This window comes from sulfur-oxidizing endosymbiont of Gigantopelta aegis, assembly GCF_016097415.1.
Classification (GTDB): domain Bacteria; phylum Pseudomonadota; class Gammaproteobacteria; order GRL18; family GRL18; genus GRL18.
In genome coordinates, this window is the sequence record NZ_JAEHGE010000001.1 from 3756118 (window position 1) to 3773777 (window position 17660).

Annotated in this window: 15 protein-coding genes (1 of these 15 running past the window's edge); 6 read left to right on the forward strand and 9 right to left on the reverse strand. The window is 40.5% G+C overall.

Annotated features, from left to right (window positions below):
* Nucleotides 1–146: 146 nt before the first annotated feature.
* From JEU79_RS19380 to JEU79_RS19400, 5 genes are all read right to left on the reverse strand, one after another.
* Nucleotides 147–1667: a multiheme c-type cytochrome gene (locus tag JEU79_RS19380; RefSeq protein ID WP_198265421.1), complete on the reverse strand. Its 1521-nt coding sequence runs from the start codon at nt 1665–1667 to the stop codon at nt 147–149.
* 277 nt (nt 1668–1944) lie between these two features.
* The gene (locus JEU79_RS19385) at nt 1945–2613 is read right to left on the reverse strand and encodes a pseudouridine synthase (protein WP_246540419.1); all 669 of its coding nucleotides are present in this window, start codon (nt 2611–2613) and stop codon (nt 1945–1947) included.
* Nucleotides 2606–4075, reverse strand: coding sequence for an exodeoxyribonuclease I (gene sbcB / locus JEU79_RS19390; protein ID WP_198265422.1), 1470 nt, complete (start codon nt 4073–4075; stop codon nt 2606–2608). Before sbcB ends, JEU79_RS19385 begins: the two co-directional genes overlap by 8 nt.
* Nucleotides 4076–4078: 3 nt before the next feature.
* The gene (locus JEU79_RS19395; protein ID WP_198265423.1) at nt 4079–5449 is read right to left on the reverse strand and encodes a hypothetical protein; all 1371 of its coding nucleotides are present in this window, start codon (nt 5447–5449) and stop codon (nt 4079–4081) included.
* Nucleotides 5449–7293, reverse strand: a complete 1845-nt coding sequence (locus JEU79_RS19400) for a VWA domain-containing protein (protein ID WP_198265424.1) — start codon at nt 7291–7293, stop codon at nt 5449–5451. The genes JEU79_RS19395 and JEU79_RS19400 overlap by 1 nt, the downstream gene beginning before the upstream one ends.
* Before the next feature lie 408 nt (nt 7294–7701).
* Here JEU79_RS19400 and fabB point away from each other — a divergent pair, with 408 nt between their 5' ends.
* Together fabB and JEU79_RS19410 are read left to right on the forward strand one after the other, a co-directional pair.
* Nucleotides 7702–8949: a beta-ketoacyl-ACP synthase I gene (fabB, locus tag JEU79_RS19405; protein ID WP_198265425.1), complete on the forward strand. Its 1248-nt coding sequence runs from the start codon at nt 7702–7704 to the stop codon at nt 8947–8949.
* Nucleotides 8950–9101: 152 nt separating this feature from the next.
* Entirely contained in the window at nt 9102–10007 is a 906-nt protein-coding gene (locus JEU79_RS19410; protein ID WP_198265426.1) for a response regulator, read from the forward strand.
* 16 nt (nt 10008–10023) lie between these two features.
* On the opposite strand, the gene JEU79_RS19415 is transcribed toward JEU79_RS19410, so the two are convergent.
* Nucleotides 10024–10698, reverse strand: coding sequence for a hypothetical protein (locus JEU79_RS19415; protein ID WP_198265427.1), 675 nt, complete (start codon nt 10696–10698; stop codon nt 10024–10026).
* Between the two features lie 85 nt (nt 10699–10783).
* Here JEU79_RS19415 and JEU79_RS19420 point away from each other — a divergent pair, with 85 nt between their 5' ends.
* Both JEU79_RS19420 and JEU79_RS19425 read left to right on the forward strand, forming a co-directional pair.
* Complete coding sequence (locus tag JEU79_RS19420) at nt 10784–10984, forward strand: hypothetical protein (protein ID WP_214660632.1); 201 nt, start codon at nt 10784–10786, stop codon at nt 10982–10984.
* Complete coding sequence (locus tag JEU79_RS19425; RefSeq protein WP_198263029.1) at nt 10962–11825, forward strand: IS3 family transposase; 864 nt, start codon at nt 10962–10964, stop codon at nt 11823–11825. The genes JEU79_RS19420 and JEU79_RS19425 overlap by 23 nt, the downstream gene beginning before the upstream one ends.
* A gap of 35 nt (nt 11826–11860) precedes the next feature.
* Here JEU79_RS19425 and JEU79_RS19430 read toward each other — a convergent pair whose 3' ends face one another.
* From JEU79_RS19430 to JEU79_RS19440, 3 genes are all read right to left on the reverse strand, one after another.
* Nucleotides 11861–12205 (reverse strand): response regulator, encoded by a 345-nt coding sequence (locus JEU79_RS19430; protein ID WP_198265429.1) that lies wholly within the window; start codon nt 12203–12205, stop codon nt 11861–11863.
* Entirely contained in the window at nt 12202–14721 is a 2520-nt protein-coding gene (locus tag JEU79_RS19435) for a PAS domain-containing sensor histidine kinase (protein WP_198265430.1), read from the reverse strand. Before JEU79_RS19435 ends, JEU79_RS19430 begins: the two co-directional genes overlap by 4 nt.
* Nucleotides 14722–14803: 82 nt before the next feature.
* The gene (locus tag JEU79_RS19440; RefSeq protein ID WP_198265431.1) at nt 14804–15460 is read right to left on the reverse strand and encodes a histidinol-phosphatase; all 657 of its coding nucleotides are present in this window, start codon (nt 15458–15460) and stop codon (nt 14804–14806) included.
* A gap of 141 nt (nt 15461–15601) precedes the next feature.
* Here JEU79_RS19440 and JEU79_RS19445 point away from each other — a divergent pair, with 141 nt between their 5' ends.
* Both JEU79_RS19445 and ptsP read left to right on the forward strand, forming a co-directional pair.
* Entirely contained in the window at nt 15602–16093 is a 492-nt protein-coding gene (locus JEU79_RS19445; protein WP_198265432.1) for an RNA pyrophosphohydrolase, read from the forward strand.
* A gap of 87 nt (nt 16094–16180) precedes the next feature.
* A protein-coding gene (gene ptsP, locus JEU79_RS19450; RefSeq protein WP_198265433.1) for a phosphoenolpyruvate--protein phosphotransferase crosses the window boundary here: on the forward strand, nt 16181–17660 show its 5' portion. It continues 803 nt past the right edge of the window; only the first 1480 of its 2283 coding nucleotides appear in the window; it begins with the start codon at nt 16181–16183; its stop codon lies off the right edge, out of view.

A 17660-nucleotide genomic window follows, 5' to 3' on the forward strand; every position in this document is an offset into this window, starting at 1 on the left:
GGGTAATAGTAAATAACGTATTGAAATATCCCCGCTCTTTACTCTGTAATAAAGTGCTCTGTAAAAAACAGTAGTGAAGAGAAGAGTTATTTCAATAAGTCTTCTCAGCTCCGATTGACATCAGGGCTGAGAAGAAAAGCTAATGTTTATTTATTAGCTTCTTTCATTTTGGCTTCGTGAGTGGTTTTGTTTTCTTTAAAACCATGATCATCACTATCAATAGGACGCCAGAATTTAGGTGGCTTCTTACCGATATACCAACGGTGCAGAGGTGACTCAAGGGTTTCATTCAACAGTTTTTCAACGGCATCAGCACCTTTTATATTACCATCAGCACGGGCATGTTTAATTTTTTCTTTAATCGCTGGAATGATTTCATGATAGAAACGTTCAGCCATTACAAACATACCTTCCCAGTGTGCATAGTCTGGAGCAAACATGGCAGCACCATGACGAGCACGGCGACCTTCGTGGTGCCATAATAAGAACCATTTCCACTCTAACTCTTCATTGAACTTAACATTGTCAAGCAGTTCATACTTCAACATAGTCGCAATCAATGCTTTAGTAGGAAGGGCGAATTTATTGTTGTAATTATCAATGAAAGCATCGAGTTGAATAAAGTGATTATCAACCGTGTTGGTTGCATGGCAATTCATACAAACATTTTTCATATCTTTACGACGTTGTAACCAAGGCTTCACTTTTTTACCTTGCTTGATGGCTTTAGCATCAATCTTGGTAGAAATAGGTGCTCTTAGATTCCAGGAAATACGTGCGCCAATATCGTGAGTACTGGGTAGGTCTGGCGTCGCTGCCATGTGACAAGTCGCACAAGTGGGTGCGGCACTATAATCTTCGCCAACCACCCATTTTGAAGAATCCATATTCATCTTGTCGATGTTAGCTCTGAAAGCAACACCATGAGCAGACTCTTCATAGATCTCTTTTTGTGGATGATCAGGACCTAAGTGACAACGACCGCAGTTATCGGGGTGACGTGCTTGCTCTGAGCTGAAAGTATGACGTAGGTGACAAGCAGAGCATGAACCTTTAGAACCATCGGGATTGATTCGACCAATACCGGTGTTAGGCCAGCTTGATGAATTTAAAGTACCGTCAGAGTTAACGCGAACAATTGAACCGTGACAACCAGCACAACCGACTGTAGTGACAGGTGATGTACCACCGAGGTTAGGTCCGCCTTCAACAACTTCAGCTAAGACATTGTCCAAAGAACCTAAAATATTACCCGCTGTCGCGTGATGACTTTGATCAAATTCTTTGGCTGTTCTTTCATGACATTGGCCACAATCTTTAGGCGAAACTAAAGGTGAAATGACAAAATCTTTATGCATGATGGCATCTTTGTCTGATTTTTTCGCTTCGTGACACTCATAACAACCGACATTCGCACCATAATGTTTAGAGCTACCCCATTGCTTATAAATAGCGGGGGTCTTTTCTTTGTGACAAGAGGCACAGGTTTTACTCTCATCACTGAGATGGCTGAGTCCTTGATTGACCTTGCTGGGCTTTTCTTCTTCTTGCGCACTACCGGTGGCAGAAGATGTATTGGCATACAACGGGTTGGTGGACAGTGCGAATAAAAGCAAAGATGCACTAAAGGCAACTTGCTTAATTGTTCGCAGATAATTAAATTTCATAAATACCTCTCATGTGAAAAAAACAGGGGGTTAGCTGAGTTAAAAATATTAACTCAGAAACTTTGCAACTTATATGCCAAACTGCTGTCTAAGCGGACGATACAATTAACTTGTTGATTAAAAGGTTAATTTTTCAGATAGAGAATAATCAATTGCTATAATCTAATAGAAGAATAAACTAATTTTGTTCTATATTGGTGCATGAGAAAAAGTCTTGCCCCCAAATAATTCTAAAGCGAATCAGTAGGTTATGCATTTTTTTGTAAAGAAAAGGCTTTTAAAAAGGGGGGCAGGATTGGAATTTAAGCTGAGTTTTATGCTGAGGATGGGTAAATTCAAGCTCTGTGGCATGTAATAACAATCGCTCTGATTGATTAAGTGCCTCTGAATGAGCATACAATGGATCACCTATAATCGGATGACCAAGGGCAAGCATGTGTACTCGGAGTTGATGAGAACGGCCTGTGATGGGGGTTAATAATACACGGCTGGTATTATTGAGTGGTCGGGAATCAGTTGGCGATGCAATGATTTGCCAATAGGTTTGAGCCGCTTTGCCTTGCTCATGATCGACCATTTGCAGTGGCCGATTATCCCAGTCACAGCGCAAGGCTAAATTGATTTCGCCCTGATCTTGTTCTGGCTGACCATAAATAACGGCAGTATATTTTTTGTATACCTGTCGTTCTTGAAATTGCCGACTTAAAAAACGCTGGGTTTCTTTGTCTAAGGCTAAAACAGTTAATCCGGATGTTTCCCAGTCAAGACGATGGACAGTCAAAATGCTCGGATACTTCACTGCCAAGCGACTGATCAAGCAGTCTTGTTTCGCCTCGCCCCGACCGGGTACAGAGAGTAATAAGCTAGGCTTATTAACCACCAGCAAAAATTCATCTTCATAGACTATAGTAATTTTTTCATTACTGCTCTGAAAGGGTCTACTCAAGGTTTAAACCAATAAGTTCTGGGTAAGCTTCCAATTGAGCCAGTAAATCGGGGGACATGTTAATGGATTCGTCCATACGAAATTGTTTGAGAATATCTTGGTATTCATCCAGTTTAATGCTGGCATCTCCATTGGGGCTGGTCATGCGATGAATCCGGTATTGGTTCCACCGTTCGATTTCGTCCATGAATAAGGTGTCTGGATAATTACGACAGCGGTAACGAAAGAGCATTTCTTCCAGACGCTCATCTTCAAAATTTAATGCCAAGTCACCAAGTTTAGTCGCTGCTGTGTTACGAATGATTTGCATTTTTTCTTTGTCATTGTTGGAGAAAAAACCACCTGAATATAAGCTTTGATCAGGGTCATTGCTGGTTTCACTATAAGTGATTGTAAAGGCTTGCTTAATGCGTTCGGGTAAACTTTGATCGGTTTTCAAACGTTCCAGATTGTGAGCACAAGCTGTCAGATCGATAGCCCATTGCTTAATGTTTTCTGGGGTCAGTGTTTTTAATGGCACTAATACAGGACATTTATTTAAGTGAATGGTTTTTAATGGTAGTCGTTGTTCACCTTCCAGTAAATCACTCGTTTTAGTAAAGGTCAGGTGTTTAATTTGTTCTGCTGACATATTAAGTAATGCCGTTGGATCAGAGTGTAACTCATAGACAATGACGGCATTTTTATTGGTGGCATCCATAGCGATAGGCACAACAATGCCCAGATGTCCCTTTTCGGGTGGGTACATGCCACTGATATGAACTAAAGGACGTTGCTGTTGCAGGTTGATCAAATCCTGTGTTTTATATTTAAAGCGTTGCTCATAGATGTACTGATACAAACGCGGTTGGCGTTGTTTGATGAGTTTAGCTACTTCAATGGTAGCCAATACATCCGATAATGCATCGTGAGCTGACTCATGAGCAATATTGTTGGCCTGACTCAGTGCTTCGAGTTTAAAACTAGTAAAACCATCGTCGCGCTTAGGCCAATTGATGCCTTCAGAGCGAAGAGCCTTGGTTAGCCGTAATAAGTCAATAATATCCCAACGGGAATTGCCATCTTGCCATTCACGGGCATAGGGATCGAAAAAATTTCGGTATAAAGTATAGCGGGTAAACTCATCATCAAAGCGGATGTTATTATAACCCACAGTGCAAGTACCAGGCCGTGAAAATTCGGCATTAATTTTAGCAATAAATTCAGCCTCACACAGGCCTTCTTTAAGCGCTAATTGAGGGGCGATACCGGTGACCTGACAGGCGTGCGGACTGGGTAAAAAATCATTCGCCGGTTGGCAATAAATAACTAATGGCTCACCAATAATGTTAAGTGCTTCATCGGTGCGAATGCCAGCAAACTGTACCGGCCGGTCACGTCGTGGATCAATGCCAAAGGTTTCATAATCATGCCAATACAAGGTATTAGCAGAAGGGGAGGCGTTTGAAGGTGTTTTTGGCATAAATTATTTCTTTTCCGATTGGTCTTGTTCAGCCAAGGCGGCAGCCCAAGGGTCATCTTCTTCTGTCGCCTCAGCGGTGGCTTGTTCCGCCAAGGCATCGGCCCAGGGATCGGCTTCTGCTTCAGCAGGTTCGGTGGCTTCTGATGAAGCCTCTGAAGTTGCTTGTTCTTCTAGTGCCTCAGCCCAAGGATCGCTTTCTTCTGCTGTTTCGGCTTGCGTACTATCGTTAGCTGTTGCATCAGCTGTTGCATCAGCTGTTGCATCAGTTTCTGCGGTGGCTTGCTCGGCGAGTGCGTCCGCCCAGGGATCGGCTTCTTCAGTGCTTTCTGGTTCGGGCTCTGATTCGGAGGCTGCTTGCTCTGCTAGAGCATCACCCCAGGGATCAGCTTCTTCTGAAATTGTTTGTTCCGCTGTATTTTCAGTTTCTAAAGTGGGGATGTCTTCATCAAGCTTGGTCTCTTCCAGGTTTATGGTATTGCTATCACCGGTTGTAGTGGCTGGATCGTTCTCGGTGCTTTGTTTTTCCAAGCTTTCCTCTTCTAAGTTATCGAGATCTATATTCAGTTCGTCTTTAATACCCAGACTGATTGAGTTGCTGTCATCTAAGGTGGCATCCGGTTCAGCTAAATCGACAGAATCCAGATCAAAACTATTCACTTGATCATGTTCGTCAGCAGGAGGAGTCAGTGCTGTTGGATTATTGTCTTTTCCTAGCCGATTGTCTCGCAGATAAATAATCGCCTCAAGCACTTTTTGAGCATTGGTATCGACTTCTTCTCCGGTTTTCTTACCATGTTCAGTCATCAGTGAAGTAATGGTTTCCAATGCTTCAAAAAGATGCTCATTAAGCTCGGTATTTTTCAGGCGTAATTCAGATAATTCTTTTAAATGTGCTTCATTGGCTTCGGCTTGCTCACGGGCAAGAATAGTGGCATTGGCTGTTTCTTCACTTTGTGATTCAGGTGTTACTGCAACTTCGGGTGCTTGCGTGACGGTTGTTGCCTGACCTGTACCGCTGGTTTTAAGAAAAATATTATTACTGTCTATGAGATGTTCGGGATAATCCAGCAAGCGATAAGTATCACGGCGAAGGTAGAGGGTGACAAACTCCTTGATAATGCTTTTTTCATTTTGGAACAGCTTTTCAGCCTGTTCATCCAGGTTGCCACTATAACTGATGGTTGTTAATTGTTTTTTTAGTGAGGCAATGCGCTCTTCCCGATTGCCGGTATAATCTTTGACCAGTTCATTCACTGCATTGAGGTCTTTTCGTTTGGCCTTCATGTTAAAGATGATCATTACAATCAAGATCAAGAGGAGAACAATGCTGGCCTCTGCTGTGAGAATAAAGAGTTTAGGGATTAATGCTTCCATTATTCAAGTTCTCCAGTCAGTTCTTCATAGGCCAACTCTCGTCCTTGCTTCCATTTTCGGAAACCAATCCAACCGCCTATAGCAACAATAATATTCACAATAATGGCAATAATGATGCCGATGAGCCAGTCAGAATCGCCGTCATCAGACGCATCTGTTTCAGCTACAGGGGCTTCATCAAGCACCTCTTGTATGGGCTCTGCAATTTCTGGCTCTGGTGCTAAGAGCAAGTTGTCAAATGTGGGTAAGTTCAGCTGAATGGGTCGGGAGGTGTAATCAATAGGGCGGCCGGAACGGGTTTTTGTTTGCATATGAATAATGAGGTGATAGTCTTTTTCTGGATCTAAAGACTCACTTTCATAGGACCACTCCAGAACTTTTGGATTGCTTTGTTCTAGCACAATGTTTTCGCCGGTATCATTATCCAGTAAAGCTTCACCCGTGACTAAAGAGGCACTCATCCGCATGGATGCAGGATTGACAAACTCGATGTTTGGACTGACCAAAATCTGATGGTAGTTGGTATTATTTTTTGTTAATTGTTCAACACGGGTATTTAATAATTGAATGTCATGCACGATAACAGAATGATTGATTTCCCGTTGTAAGGTGTCAGTACTGGCACGAAAGACAAACTTGTTTTTTCCTAATGACAATGTGTTCCTCACTTTGACATCAAAAAATCCATCATGGGCTTTGCTGTCACCGCGTAAGCCATTGTCATGTAAGAACCAGCGTTTTTTATTGTTGTTTTCAGAGCTGGACAGATCTTTTTGTATGGCTGACATGGAAATAAATTGTAAAAAGTTATCATCGTTTATTTTGTTATTATTGTCGCTCATAAATAGAGACACATTCAGGTTTTCACCCATAAATAAATTGTTTGGGATGCGATTGGTTTGAATTTGCAAATTGGTGACGACCAACACGCGGTTGTCCGGATCGGTTTGGGCATTAATAGACCAGTTGCCAGTCTTTGGGCGGGTGATGGTGATGAGATCATAGTTTTTTTCTGATAGCCACTTAACATAGGATGGCGCTTGCTTTTGGGTGTATTTTTTTTCATCCGGCTCAATCACTTCAGTGGGGCGGGCATCTTTTACTTTAAAAACTAATAATGTCAGTTCAAGAATTGACTCATCAACGACAAAATTGTTATCAATTAGAGGCACCGTATCAGGCTGTGTGGTTTTTTCAAATAGGCGTAAAAAAATTCTTTCCAGTTGAGCAGCACTATTGGTTTGCTCATAACCCCCGTCAGTTTTAGTGGAAAGTTCTTTTAAAAATTCATGGTCGGCATTTTTTGATAGGGCAATAGTGTGAATGCTCGCTCCGGTTTTAACAATTTCGGGCAACATTTTTTTAAGAATTCGTTGACGTTCCTGAGTGTTTTTGGCTGTATCCTTGCCAATATCAATCATGCCATCAGTTAAAAGAATAATACTGCGTTGGTTTGATTTGGATGGCTTTTTATCCCAATCGCTGCTGGCTGCTTTGAGTGCCAGACCAATATTGGTATAAAGATCGCGTGAATGAATTTTTTTGCTGGCTGCCAGGGCATTTTTTTTCCATTGTTCATTGGCCAGTCCCAGCGGGACTAAGGGCACAGTTTTTGTGCCGAAGTTCCATACCGCTGCATGGGCATCAGCAGGTAATAGGCCAATTAATAGACGTAGTGCCGGTAAGCGTAGGTTTTGGGGGTCATTCTTTTTCATGCTACCGGAGACATCAATGAGAACCCGGATATCACTGCTCTGCTGCACCTGTGCTGCCAGTCCAGTGATTGGAGTCATCAGGGCAATAAAAAAAGCCATGAAAAGAACAAACAGAGAAAGTTTGCTCATGTAAATTTTTTTTGCCGAAGCAAATGTTAAAGGCATGCAAAAAACCTAATAGTTAAAACAGCTAATAGTTAAAACGGATTGTAATTAAAACAATAATGATTATTATCTATATCGGCCAAAAATTCAAAAGCTTAATCATTCGAGTCAGATCTTTACACCGATAATATGATGTTACTGCTAATTTTAGGATGATTTACAGATATAGCCAATAAATAATAGCGCTTCTTTTGTCTCGAACCGCTCTGAATGCGATTTAAAGCCTCGATTTAGCAAATTTTTGAGGCTAAATCTATGAATTTATATGATATTAGGCAAACGTGCGCACTTTTTTTGCAAGAACTAATGACGAAGACGCTGAACAAGGCTAAAATAGCTAACTAATATTAGGTAAGAATGGTAGATTGAATAATGAAGCGAGTAGTTGTGACTGGAATGGGCATTGTGTCGTGTCTGGGCAATGATAAACAGGCGGTTTTAGAATCACTGCGCAATGGACAGTCTGGAATTCAGTTTAAAGAAGAATACAAAGAATTGGGCATGCGCAGTCATGTTGCCGGCAGCATTCACATAGACTTAGATGAGTTTATTGACCGTAAAGTGAAGCGCTTTATGGGCAATGCGGCGGCCTATGCCTATATTGCAATGCAACAGGCCATTGCTGATTCAGGTTTAACTGAAGAACAGATTTCTAACGTCAGAACCGGACTAATCGCTGGTTCAGGTGGCGCGTCATCAGAAAATCAAGTGATTGCCGCAGATACCTTGCGTGCCAAAGGCATTCGTCGAGTCGGGCCGTATATGGTGCCAAGAACGATGGCCAGTACGGTGTCGGCCTGTCTGGCAACCCCATTTAAGATCAAAGGGGTGAATTATTCCATTAGTTCTGCTTGTGCGACCAGTACGCATTGTATTGGTAATGCGGTAGAACAAATTCAATTTGGCAAGCAGGATATTGTTTTTGCCGGTGGTGGTGAAGAAGAACACTGGTCACTCAGTATGTTATTTGATGGTATGGGCGCTTTGTCCAGTAAATATAATGATACGCCTGAGACCGCTTCTCGACCTTATGATGAAACACGTGATGGTTTTGTTATCGCAGGCGGTGGCGGTATGCTAGTCTTGGAAGAACTAGAGCATGCTAAAGCCCGTGGAGCAAAGATATACGCCGAAGTAACCGGTTATGGTGCTTCATCAGATGGCGTGGACATGGTTGCGCCATCAGGTGAAGGGGCAGTGCGTTGTATGCAACAGGCTTTGAGTACAATTGACACACCTGTTGACTACATTAATACTCATGGCACCAGTACCCCTGTTGGTGATTTGAAAGAATTACAGGCGATTCGCGAAGTTTTTTCTGATACCTCAAACGCATATTCGGCCAAGGGCGTGCCACCACTGAGTTCAACTAAGTCCTTAACGGGGCATTCCCTGGGTGCAGCTGGAGTGCATGAAGCCATTTATTGTCTGCTGATGATGGAAAATAATTTTATCACCGCTTCGGCCAATGCCAATGTTGTTAAAATGGATGAGAACTTTGTTGATATGCCAATTGTGACTGAAATGCAGGCAGATCAGCAGTTGAATACAGTAATGAGCAATAATTTTGGTTTTGGTGGCACCAATGCTTGTTTGGTGTTGCAAAAGTTTGTTGAGTAGCAAATTTTTCTGGTATGAATTTGAAAAACATTTCAGGCTACACTAAACTGGCATTTATAAAGCTTACTACTTAAAGTTCCAAGGACGTCTCTATTGAAGAAGAATAAATATAAAATCATCGTTCATGGGTCGTATTATTCATGGAGCGTATTATGAATCGTTCTAATGCGACGGTTTTAGTTGTTGATGATGAGCCGTTTAATCTGGAAATTATAGAAGAATACCTTGAAGGCGAAGGCTATAAACTTTTTACTGCTGCCGATGGGCAGGATGCCTGGACACAATTAGAAAGTGAACCCAGCAAATTTGATGTCATTTTGCTTGATCGGATGATGCCGAAATTGGATGGCATGGAAGTGCTGGCAAAAATAAAATCTCACCGAAAACTTAAATCTACCCCCGTTATTTTACAAACTGCGAAAGCCTCTCAACAAAACATCATTGAAGGCATGAATTCCGGTGCTTATTATTATCTAACCAAGCCTTTTGACGATGAAATGCTACGTTCAATTGTCCGCACGGCAATTGAAGATAAAATGCGCTATGATTTACTGACCTCTAAGTTAGAGGAGAGTGTCCGTGGCCTATCGACTTTACATGAAGCTATTTTTGAATTTCAAAGCATTGATGAAGCCAATGATTTAGCCAAGGTATTAGCCAACGCCTGCGCTTATCCTGATAAGGTAGTAACCGGTATTTCAGAGTTGTTAATCAATGCTGTAGAGCATGGTAATTTAGATATTTGTTATGCCGAAAAGTCAAAACTAATGGTTAAGGATCTTTGGGAGTCTGAGGTAACAAAACGTTTAGATTCTTTGGAACATAAAGACAAACGGGTGCGAGTACGTTTTAAGCGCGGTGCATCAACGAATAAAATATTAATTGTTGATGAGGGCAAGGGCTTTGAATGGCAAAACTTTTTGGAGCTGGATCCGCTTCGTGCCTTTGACTCTCATGGTCGAGGTATTGCCATGGCTAAAATGACCAGTGTTGATGAAATCAAATATTTGGGCAGTGGTAATCGAGTGGAAATCACAGTTCAAGGTAATAAAAGGTAAAGCGTGCTCTTAAATTTTAGTTCGTTAGCTTTTTTAGGGTTTTTTCTAGGGCAATTATTTTTTCTTCTATGGTCATTTCTGCCGATGAAATGGCCTCGTTTCGAGCTAAAAATTCTATATTCATTGATTTAATTTGTTCTATCTGTGAATTATTAAGGCCAAGTCGGCTGTCGTCATTCTCAAGCTCAGTTAAATGTTTTTGTATGTTTTCAGACTGTTTGCCTTGTATCGATTCAGCGTGCTGTGCAAAATCATTTAAGTGAAACTTAAGTGCATCCAGAGTGCGTTCATATTGCCGATCGAGTAGCCATTCATTCAGCAATGATTTAATGCGTGAATTCACCCCTAGACCGATCACTTCCATTAAACCTTTTAGTGCATTATATTGCGGACTATCAGCCATAGGCATATTTTTGAATAATAATTCTACATGCGGGAAGCTAATCATTAGCTTGTCATTAAAACCAAAGAAGTGCTCAGCATTCATTGTTTGAGTAAATAAAGATTTCTCTAGTGGTGAAATTTCATTATGGGTTGAAAATAGACTGTTTTCTAGTTGAGAGCGAAACTGAAATGAGCAATCCAGGCCTAGGTTCTGACATGAATTTAATAATAACTCTGCTAAGTTTTCCTGTGAATGACTGCTACAGCAAGCGGCTAAAAAAGAGGCACTGATTTCAGCAATATCCACTTTGTCTATTGTTAATGGTGGTGTTGTTTGGGTATTAGAGACTATAGTTTGGGGCTCCGTGACTATAGACTGTTGGTTTGCCTCTATGGTTTGTTTTATTCGTATTAATGTGGCTATACTTAACCGGACACACAACTTAAAACAACTAAAAGATGATGAACACATTTATGATGAAGTAAAACGTCTGAAAAAAGAATTGGCAAAAGTGATTCAGGAGCGTGATTTATTAAAAAGGCCACAGCGTACTTTGCAAGGGAAACTTTGTGAAGTACGCATGGATAACTGATCAGGCTAAAGATTACCCGGTAACGATTCTGTGCCGTTTTATGGATGTTTCCCGTAGTTGCTATTATGATTGGGTTAGCTCTCCTAAAACGGATAGAGAGAAAGAAAATGAAGCGCTTACTGAGCAGCTAAAAAACTGTTTGAAGACAGTCGCAAGACTTATGGAACCCGTCGTCTTAAAAAGAAAACTGGCTGAAAAAGGCGTTCATATAAGCCGCCGGAGAATTGGTCGATTAATGAAAAAAGCCGGTTTGTTTTGTAAAACGAAGAGACGCTTTAAAGCGACGACTAATTCCAAGCATAATAAGCGTATATCTCCAAATTTACTGGAAAGAGAGTTTACTGTCTCTCAACCTGATCGCTACTATGTGGGTGATATTACCTATATTGCCACCAAGGAAGGCTGGTTATATTTAGCGGTTGTCATTGACTTATTCTCTAGGCAAATTGTTGGCTGGTCGATGGATGAGCGAATGAAAGCCAAGCTAGTCAATGATGCTTTACTGATGGCCATATGGAAGCGTAAACCAATGGATGGATTGCTTTGGCATACTGACCGAGGTAGCCAATATGCCTCTGATAGTCATAGAAAAATATTGTCGGATCATAACATAATTCAGTCTATGAGCCGCAAAGGAAATTGCTGGGACAATGCTGTATCAGAGAGCTTCTTTCATAGTTTGAAAACTGAATTGACGCACCATTGTCGATTCAAAACCAGAGTAGAAGCAAAGCAGGCAATATTTGAATATATTGAGGTATTTTATAATCGGGAGCGACTTCATTCGGCTAATGATTATTTGTCACCAGTCGATTATGAAATACAGCAGGAAATAGCTTAAATCGATTGATTGAAGAGGGGTAAAAGGCTGACACATCATATTTCCAGCTCGGAATGATTAAATGGTTTGGTAATATAATCATAACCACCGACTTCATAGGCCTTAATTTTATCTTCAAGCGTGCCTCGTGCTGAGACAAAGATAACGGGAATATGTTGTGTTAGCGTGTCTTTTTTCAGAGCCTGACAGGTTTCATAGCCATCCATTCCAAGCATTGAAACGTCCAGAAGAATGAGGTCGGGTTGAATGTCATGGATGTTTTTTAGACATTCTTCACCTGATGATGCTAGGCTAACGTCAAATGTTGTGGCAAACAACTCCTCAACAATAGCTTGATTGATAGGTTCATCGTCAACAGATAATAGTTTATACATACTCATTTCTTTTTCTTGGGGCTCGGACTTTCTGTTTGTTTGATAGGATCAGAATGGGATTGTACTGGAATACTAAAAGAAATAGTCGTTCCCTGACCAAAAACACTCTGCGCCTTAATTATACCATGGTGGCCTTCAATAATTTCTTTACAAATGGCCAAACCTAGCCCAGTACCACCAGCACCGGTGTTAGTCTTACTACTCTGGGCAAACTGGTCAAAGATACTCTCAAGTTCATTGACTGGCACGCCAATGCCTTCATCTTTGACATCGACTCTAATCGCCGATTGTTTTTTTATCAGACGCTGATCATCATTGTGCTTGTCTTCAATTGTAGTATATGAAAATGCGATTGTAATTAACGAATCAGATTGAGAAAATTTAATCGCATTGGACAGCAAGTTATGAATGACCTGCATAATGCGCTCTTTATCGCAGGTTACGCTGGTGTCAATTTCATTACCGATCATTTTTACGCTCAAATGCTTTTCTTCAATTAAAGCATTTAGCTCTGATATGACCAGTGATATCAGCTCATCCAAAGAGTGATAGGTCATATTGTAATCCATCTTTTCTGCTTCTAGCTTGGATAAATCCAGTAAATCATTGAGTAGTAGCAATAAACGCTGTCCACTCTGATGAATTCTATCAAAGTAATTAAGCAATTTATTGGGAGAGTTACTATGACTATTTTTTATCCCGATACTGGAGAAACTGAGAATGCCATGCATTGGCGTACGAAGTTCGTGCGATATGTTGGCTAAAAATTCAGATTTTGCTCGGTTGGCTTGTTCGGCATTTTCCTTTGCTTGTTTGAGATCGGCTGTTTGTACGCTGATCAGCTCTTCGAGATGAGAGCGATTACGATCCAATTCTCGTTCGGCATTTTTTCTCATGGTGATATCACTATGGGTACCAACGGCTCTTAAAGGGTTGCCCTTGGAATCAACCTGTACTATTTTGCCACGATTCAAAATCCATTTATATTGACCGGTTCGGGTCTTAAAACGGTATTCAATATGAAAGAAATTGATTTTACCCTGTTTAATTGACTCATATAGCTGTAGCACTTTTTGCTCATCATCAGGATGTAAGAGCTTTTTCCAGGCCATTAGTTCATTGGGGATTTCGCCAATCCGATAGGCCATCATGGAAGACCATCGAGGACTCACATAGAGTTTGCCGGTGGTGATATCTATATCCCATAAGGCATCATTACTGCCCTCAAGGGCAAACTTGAGGCGTTCCTGACTTTCTAATAAGGCATTTTGAGTTTCATTTTTCCCTTTCGCCTCAAGCTTAAGCATTTCATTGGCTTTTCTTAAGTCCATGGTGCGCTTAAATATCTCATCCTCAAGAATATCCTGATTTTCTTTGAGTTGTTTCTCAACAGCAAGACGATTGTGTTCTTCGCGAAAGAGTTTGACCAGAAAGGCGATGGATATCAAAGTCAAAGAAATAAACAAGATACTGGCATTGAGCCATCGGGAAGCAATGTAATTTCGGGTGAAAACAGTGTCAGGAAAAACATTCAGTACCCAGTCAGTACCTTTAATAGGTGCTTGAAAAAGCTTTTTTTCACGCGTGGCATAATTAAGCTGGCTACCAAATAAACGGCTGGCTTGTACGCCGTCGGTACTGACAATAATATGATCGGGGGATTTAACATGTGTAATTAATAATATCTGATTAGATAATTGATTACGTTTGAGTATTTTGATTAAGCCATCCATACTAACGTGGATTAAAAATATAAAGGGTTTTCCAGAGTTATCTCTCAGAATTTTACGAATTTCAAAATGATAATCATGGTCTTTCTTACCATGGAGTGAGAGAGGAATATTTAATCGGGTATTTTTTAAAATTTTATTCAGTTCTATGCGACACAAGGAACTAATTTTAATTGATTCTTTAGTAATCAGTGGAATACCATCAGGGTTGATGAGGTTATAGGTTAATACACTCCCAAAATGTTTATCTATTTCAAAATTTAGCTTGGTAATTAAAGATTCATTATTCGCTGATTCCATGAGTTGTTGTAATTCAGGCTTGAGAAGATGGGCGAAGCTTTCCAGTAAAAATTGTTTATTTTGAATGTATTGATTGATCGTCGCCTGGGTGTTTTTGACTGATGAAATCCCTAGCTCCTTTTGATAACTTTCAAATTCTCTGATGTTTTTAAGGGTTGTCCAAACAATGATATTCGTAAATGAGACCATAAACAATAGGACGAAAATAATTGCTGTTCTACGACTATCAATAATTCCCTTATGTGCTGATAAATAATAAAAGACACTGAGAATGATGATGAGGATACTGAAAAATATAATGAGTGTGCTAGTGGAAAATAAAAAATCAGACGGGGCTAATTGATTATGAATAAAGGAAAATATTTTTTCATCAAGTGAAGAGGCATCATTAGCTATGGTTTGATGATTATGTTCAGAATTTGTTGCGCCAAGATATGGGGCAAAAAAAGAAAAAATAATCAAAACTAATAAGCGAACGGGTTTTATCTGCATGTATTTATAGAATTATTTTTTTGGTGGGATTCATTAAAACATATGCTCTGGCTAAAAAGAAGTTTCTACCTTAAATGATCACTTAATCTCTCAATGAAATGATAGGCCACTGTTGTTCTTTGGCATATTGTTCAAGCTTTTCATCAGGATCAACTGCAACCGGATGAGAAACCTTGAGGAGTAATGGGAGATCATTAATAGAATCACTATAAAAATGACTATTGTCCAAGGAATAGTCATGTTCCTTTAACCAAAGATTTAGACGTTCAACTTTTCCCTCCTGAAAACAAGGAATACCTAATACTTTTCCCGTATATTGATTGTTTATTTGTTCCGGCATCGTGGCGATAATATCATCAACAGCCAATTTTTTAGCAATAGGTGCTGTAACAAAATGATTTGTGGCAGTAATTATCAATAAAAAATCATTGTTTTGGCGATGTTGGGCTAATAGCGCTTCCGCCTTAGGTAGCCAGATTTCTTCAATCTTATCCTGGATAAATTCATCATGTAATTTATTCAGAGTAGTGATAGAATGTTTGCTCAATGGTGCTAGGCTAAACTCAAGAAAGTCATATATATCAAGAGTTCCAGCTTTATATTCATCGTAGAAATGCTGATTTTCACGTTCGTAGAGAATGGGATCGACCAGCTCTTTTTCAACTAAAAATTTCCCCCAGAGGTAATCACTATCACCGCCTATTAGGGTATTATCTAAATCAAATATTGCTAAATTCACTGCTTATCCCTGATTTTTTATAAAAAGAGACTGATTTTACCACTTTTCTTGAAAAAAACAGTGATATAATTTATCGTAAATCCTAAGTTTAGACTCTTTGAAGCGATTGTTAATTATGTATATAACGACTGGTATGAAATATTGATTGATTCGGACGGCTATCGGGCAAATGTGGGTATTATCATCTTTAATGATGAGGGTAAACTCTTCTGGGCTCGCAGAATAGGGCAAGATGCCTGGCAATTCCCCCAAGGTGGCATAGCACACTCAGAATCACCCGAGCAGGCCGTCTTTCGCGAACTGGACGAAGAAACCGGCCTGCAGGAAAAAGACGTGCAATTAGTTGCTCAAACTGAGGGCTGGCTACGTTATAACCTGCCCGACCATTTGGTGCGTCGCTATAAGCATCCGGTTTGTATCGGTCAAAAACAAAAGTGGTTTATGCTACGCTTGCTGTCAGATGAGCAATCAATATCCTTTGATCATAATCATCGCCCTGAATTTGATATTTGGAAATGGACAGATTATTGGACACCATTGAGTGAAGTGATCGCATTTAAACGTGATGTTTACAAACAGGCGCTGGAATTTTTTGAACCAACATTTTTAAATCAGCCACATAATTACAAATAAAATAAAAATTTAGCATCATTCGTAAGGGTTTTAGTCAATTTAACCACATTCATAGCTTATCATCTATAAAAAAAGGAAGGGTACTGTATGTTGCAGACCTTGCGACGCATTGTTCAGGAAATTAACTCAACGAGAGATCTCAGTGAGGTACTGGAAATCATCGTTAGAAGAGTCAAAAAGGCTATCAATGCTGATGTCTGTTCAATTTATTTATTTGATACCAATGATACGACTTTTACCTTGATGGCCACCGATGGCCTCAACTCAGAACTGGTTGGTCAAGTACAAATGGAACATGGCGCGGGTTTAGTCAGTCTGGTGGCGCAAAGAACCGATCCGCTTAATCTTGATGACGCCCAGGAACATCCTCGTTTCAAACTTTTCACATCACTTAATGAAGAGCGTTTTCACGGTTTCACCGGGATACCCATTACTCATCACCGAGAAGTACTGGGCGTATTAGTGGTGCAGTCAGAGTCACGTATCCGCTTTTCTTCTGATGTAGTGAATTTTTTAGTGACCATTGCCGCGCAATTGGCCGGGGCAATTATCAATGCTCAGGCGAGCAGACAAATTCCTGTTCATAGCATGAAAAATATTTCCAAAATAAGGCAGGACTATCGCCCAATGGTCGGCCAACCCGGCTCTCCGGGAATTGCTGTTGGCAACGCCGTGCCGATTGCCTCATCAGTCTCATTGAACGCCGTGCCGGATCGTCCGGCAGAAAATATTGATGACGAAATCAATGTCTTTCGTCAGGCGTTGGAATCTGTGCGAAAAGACATTAAATCAATCTCCTTCCAATTGCTTTCCGATGGCTTACCGACTGAAGATGTGGCTGTTTTTGATGCTTATTTACTCATGCTGGATTCAAATACATTGATCGAAAGCACCATCAAAAATATTCAAATGGGTAACTGGGCTGCGGGTGCCTTAAGGGATACCATTTTTGATCACATAAAATTATTTGGTGAAATGGACAATCCCTATTTGCAGGAACGGGTAAAAGATATTAGAGATTTAGGTCAGTGTATATTTGACCAAATGCAGGGTATTAATGACCTGCCCGTCGAAAAATTGACCAAAGATAGCATTATCGTAGCCGATGATATTTCTGCGACACTTTTAGCCGATATAGAAAAAACCAATGTGGCCGGTATTGTTCTAAAAAGTGGCTCCAGAACGTCTCATGTTGCAATTTTGGCCAGAGCAATGGGAATACCTACAGTTGTTGGAGTCAATGAACTGCCTATTATGCAATTGGATGGCAGTTTGCTCGTGGCTGATGGCTATAGTGGCAAGGTGTATATTTCACCTTCTGAACATATTATTAAAGAATACTCACGCCTCATTTTTCAAGAAGAAGAGCTTTCACAGGAACTGAAAGAGTTAATTGATCTACCGGCGACGACCTTGGATGAAATAAATATTCCTCTTTATGCGAATACAGGCTTAGTGGCAGATATTACCCCGAGTAAACAAAGTGGTGCTGAAGGTATCGGCTTATATCGAACCGAATATCCCTTCATGATCCGTCAGCGTTTTCCAGGGGAAGAAGAACAAAGTA

Coding starts and splice junctions, on each gene's coding strand:
- JEU79_RS19435 (WP_198265430.1), bottom strand. CDS start 14,721: ATGCAGATAAAACCCGTTCGCTTATTAGTTTTGATTATTTTTTCTTTT.
- JEU79_RS19430 (WP_198265429.1), bottom strand. CDS start 12,205: ATGAGTATGTATAAACTATTATCTGTTGACGATGAACCTATCAATCAA.
- JEU79_RS19380 (WP_198265421.1), bottom strand. CDS start 1,667: ATGAAATTTAATTATCTGCGAACAATTAAGCAAGTTGCCTTTAGTGCA.
- JEU79_RS19410 (WP_198265426.1), top strand. CDS start 9,102: ATGAATCGTTCTAATGCGACGGTTTTAGTTGTTGATGATGAGCCGTTT.
- fabB (WP_198265425.1), top strand. CDS start 7,702: ATGAAGCGAGTAGTTGTGACTGGAATGGGCATTGTGTCGTGTCTGGGC.
- JEU79_RS19420 (WP_214660632.1), top strand. CDS start 10,784: ATGGTTTGTTTTATTCGTATTAATGTGGCTATACTTAACCGGACACAC.
- sbcB (WP_198265422.1), bottom strand. CDS start 4,075: ATGCCAAAAACACCTTCAAACGCCTCCCCTTCTGCTAATACCTTGTAT.
- JEU79_RS19395 (WP_198265423.1), bottom strand. CDS start 5,449: ATGGAAGCATTAATCCCTAAACTCTTTATTCTCACAGCAGAGGCCAGC.
- JEU79_RS19400 (WP_198265424.1), bottom strand. CDS start 7,293: ATGAGCAAACTTTCTCTGTTTGTTCTTTTCATGGCTTTTTTTATTGCC.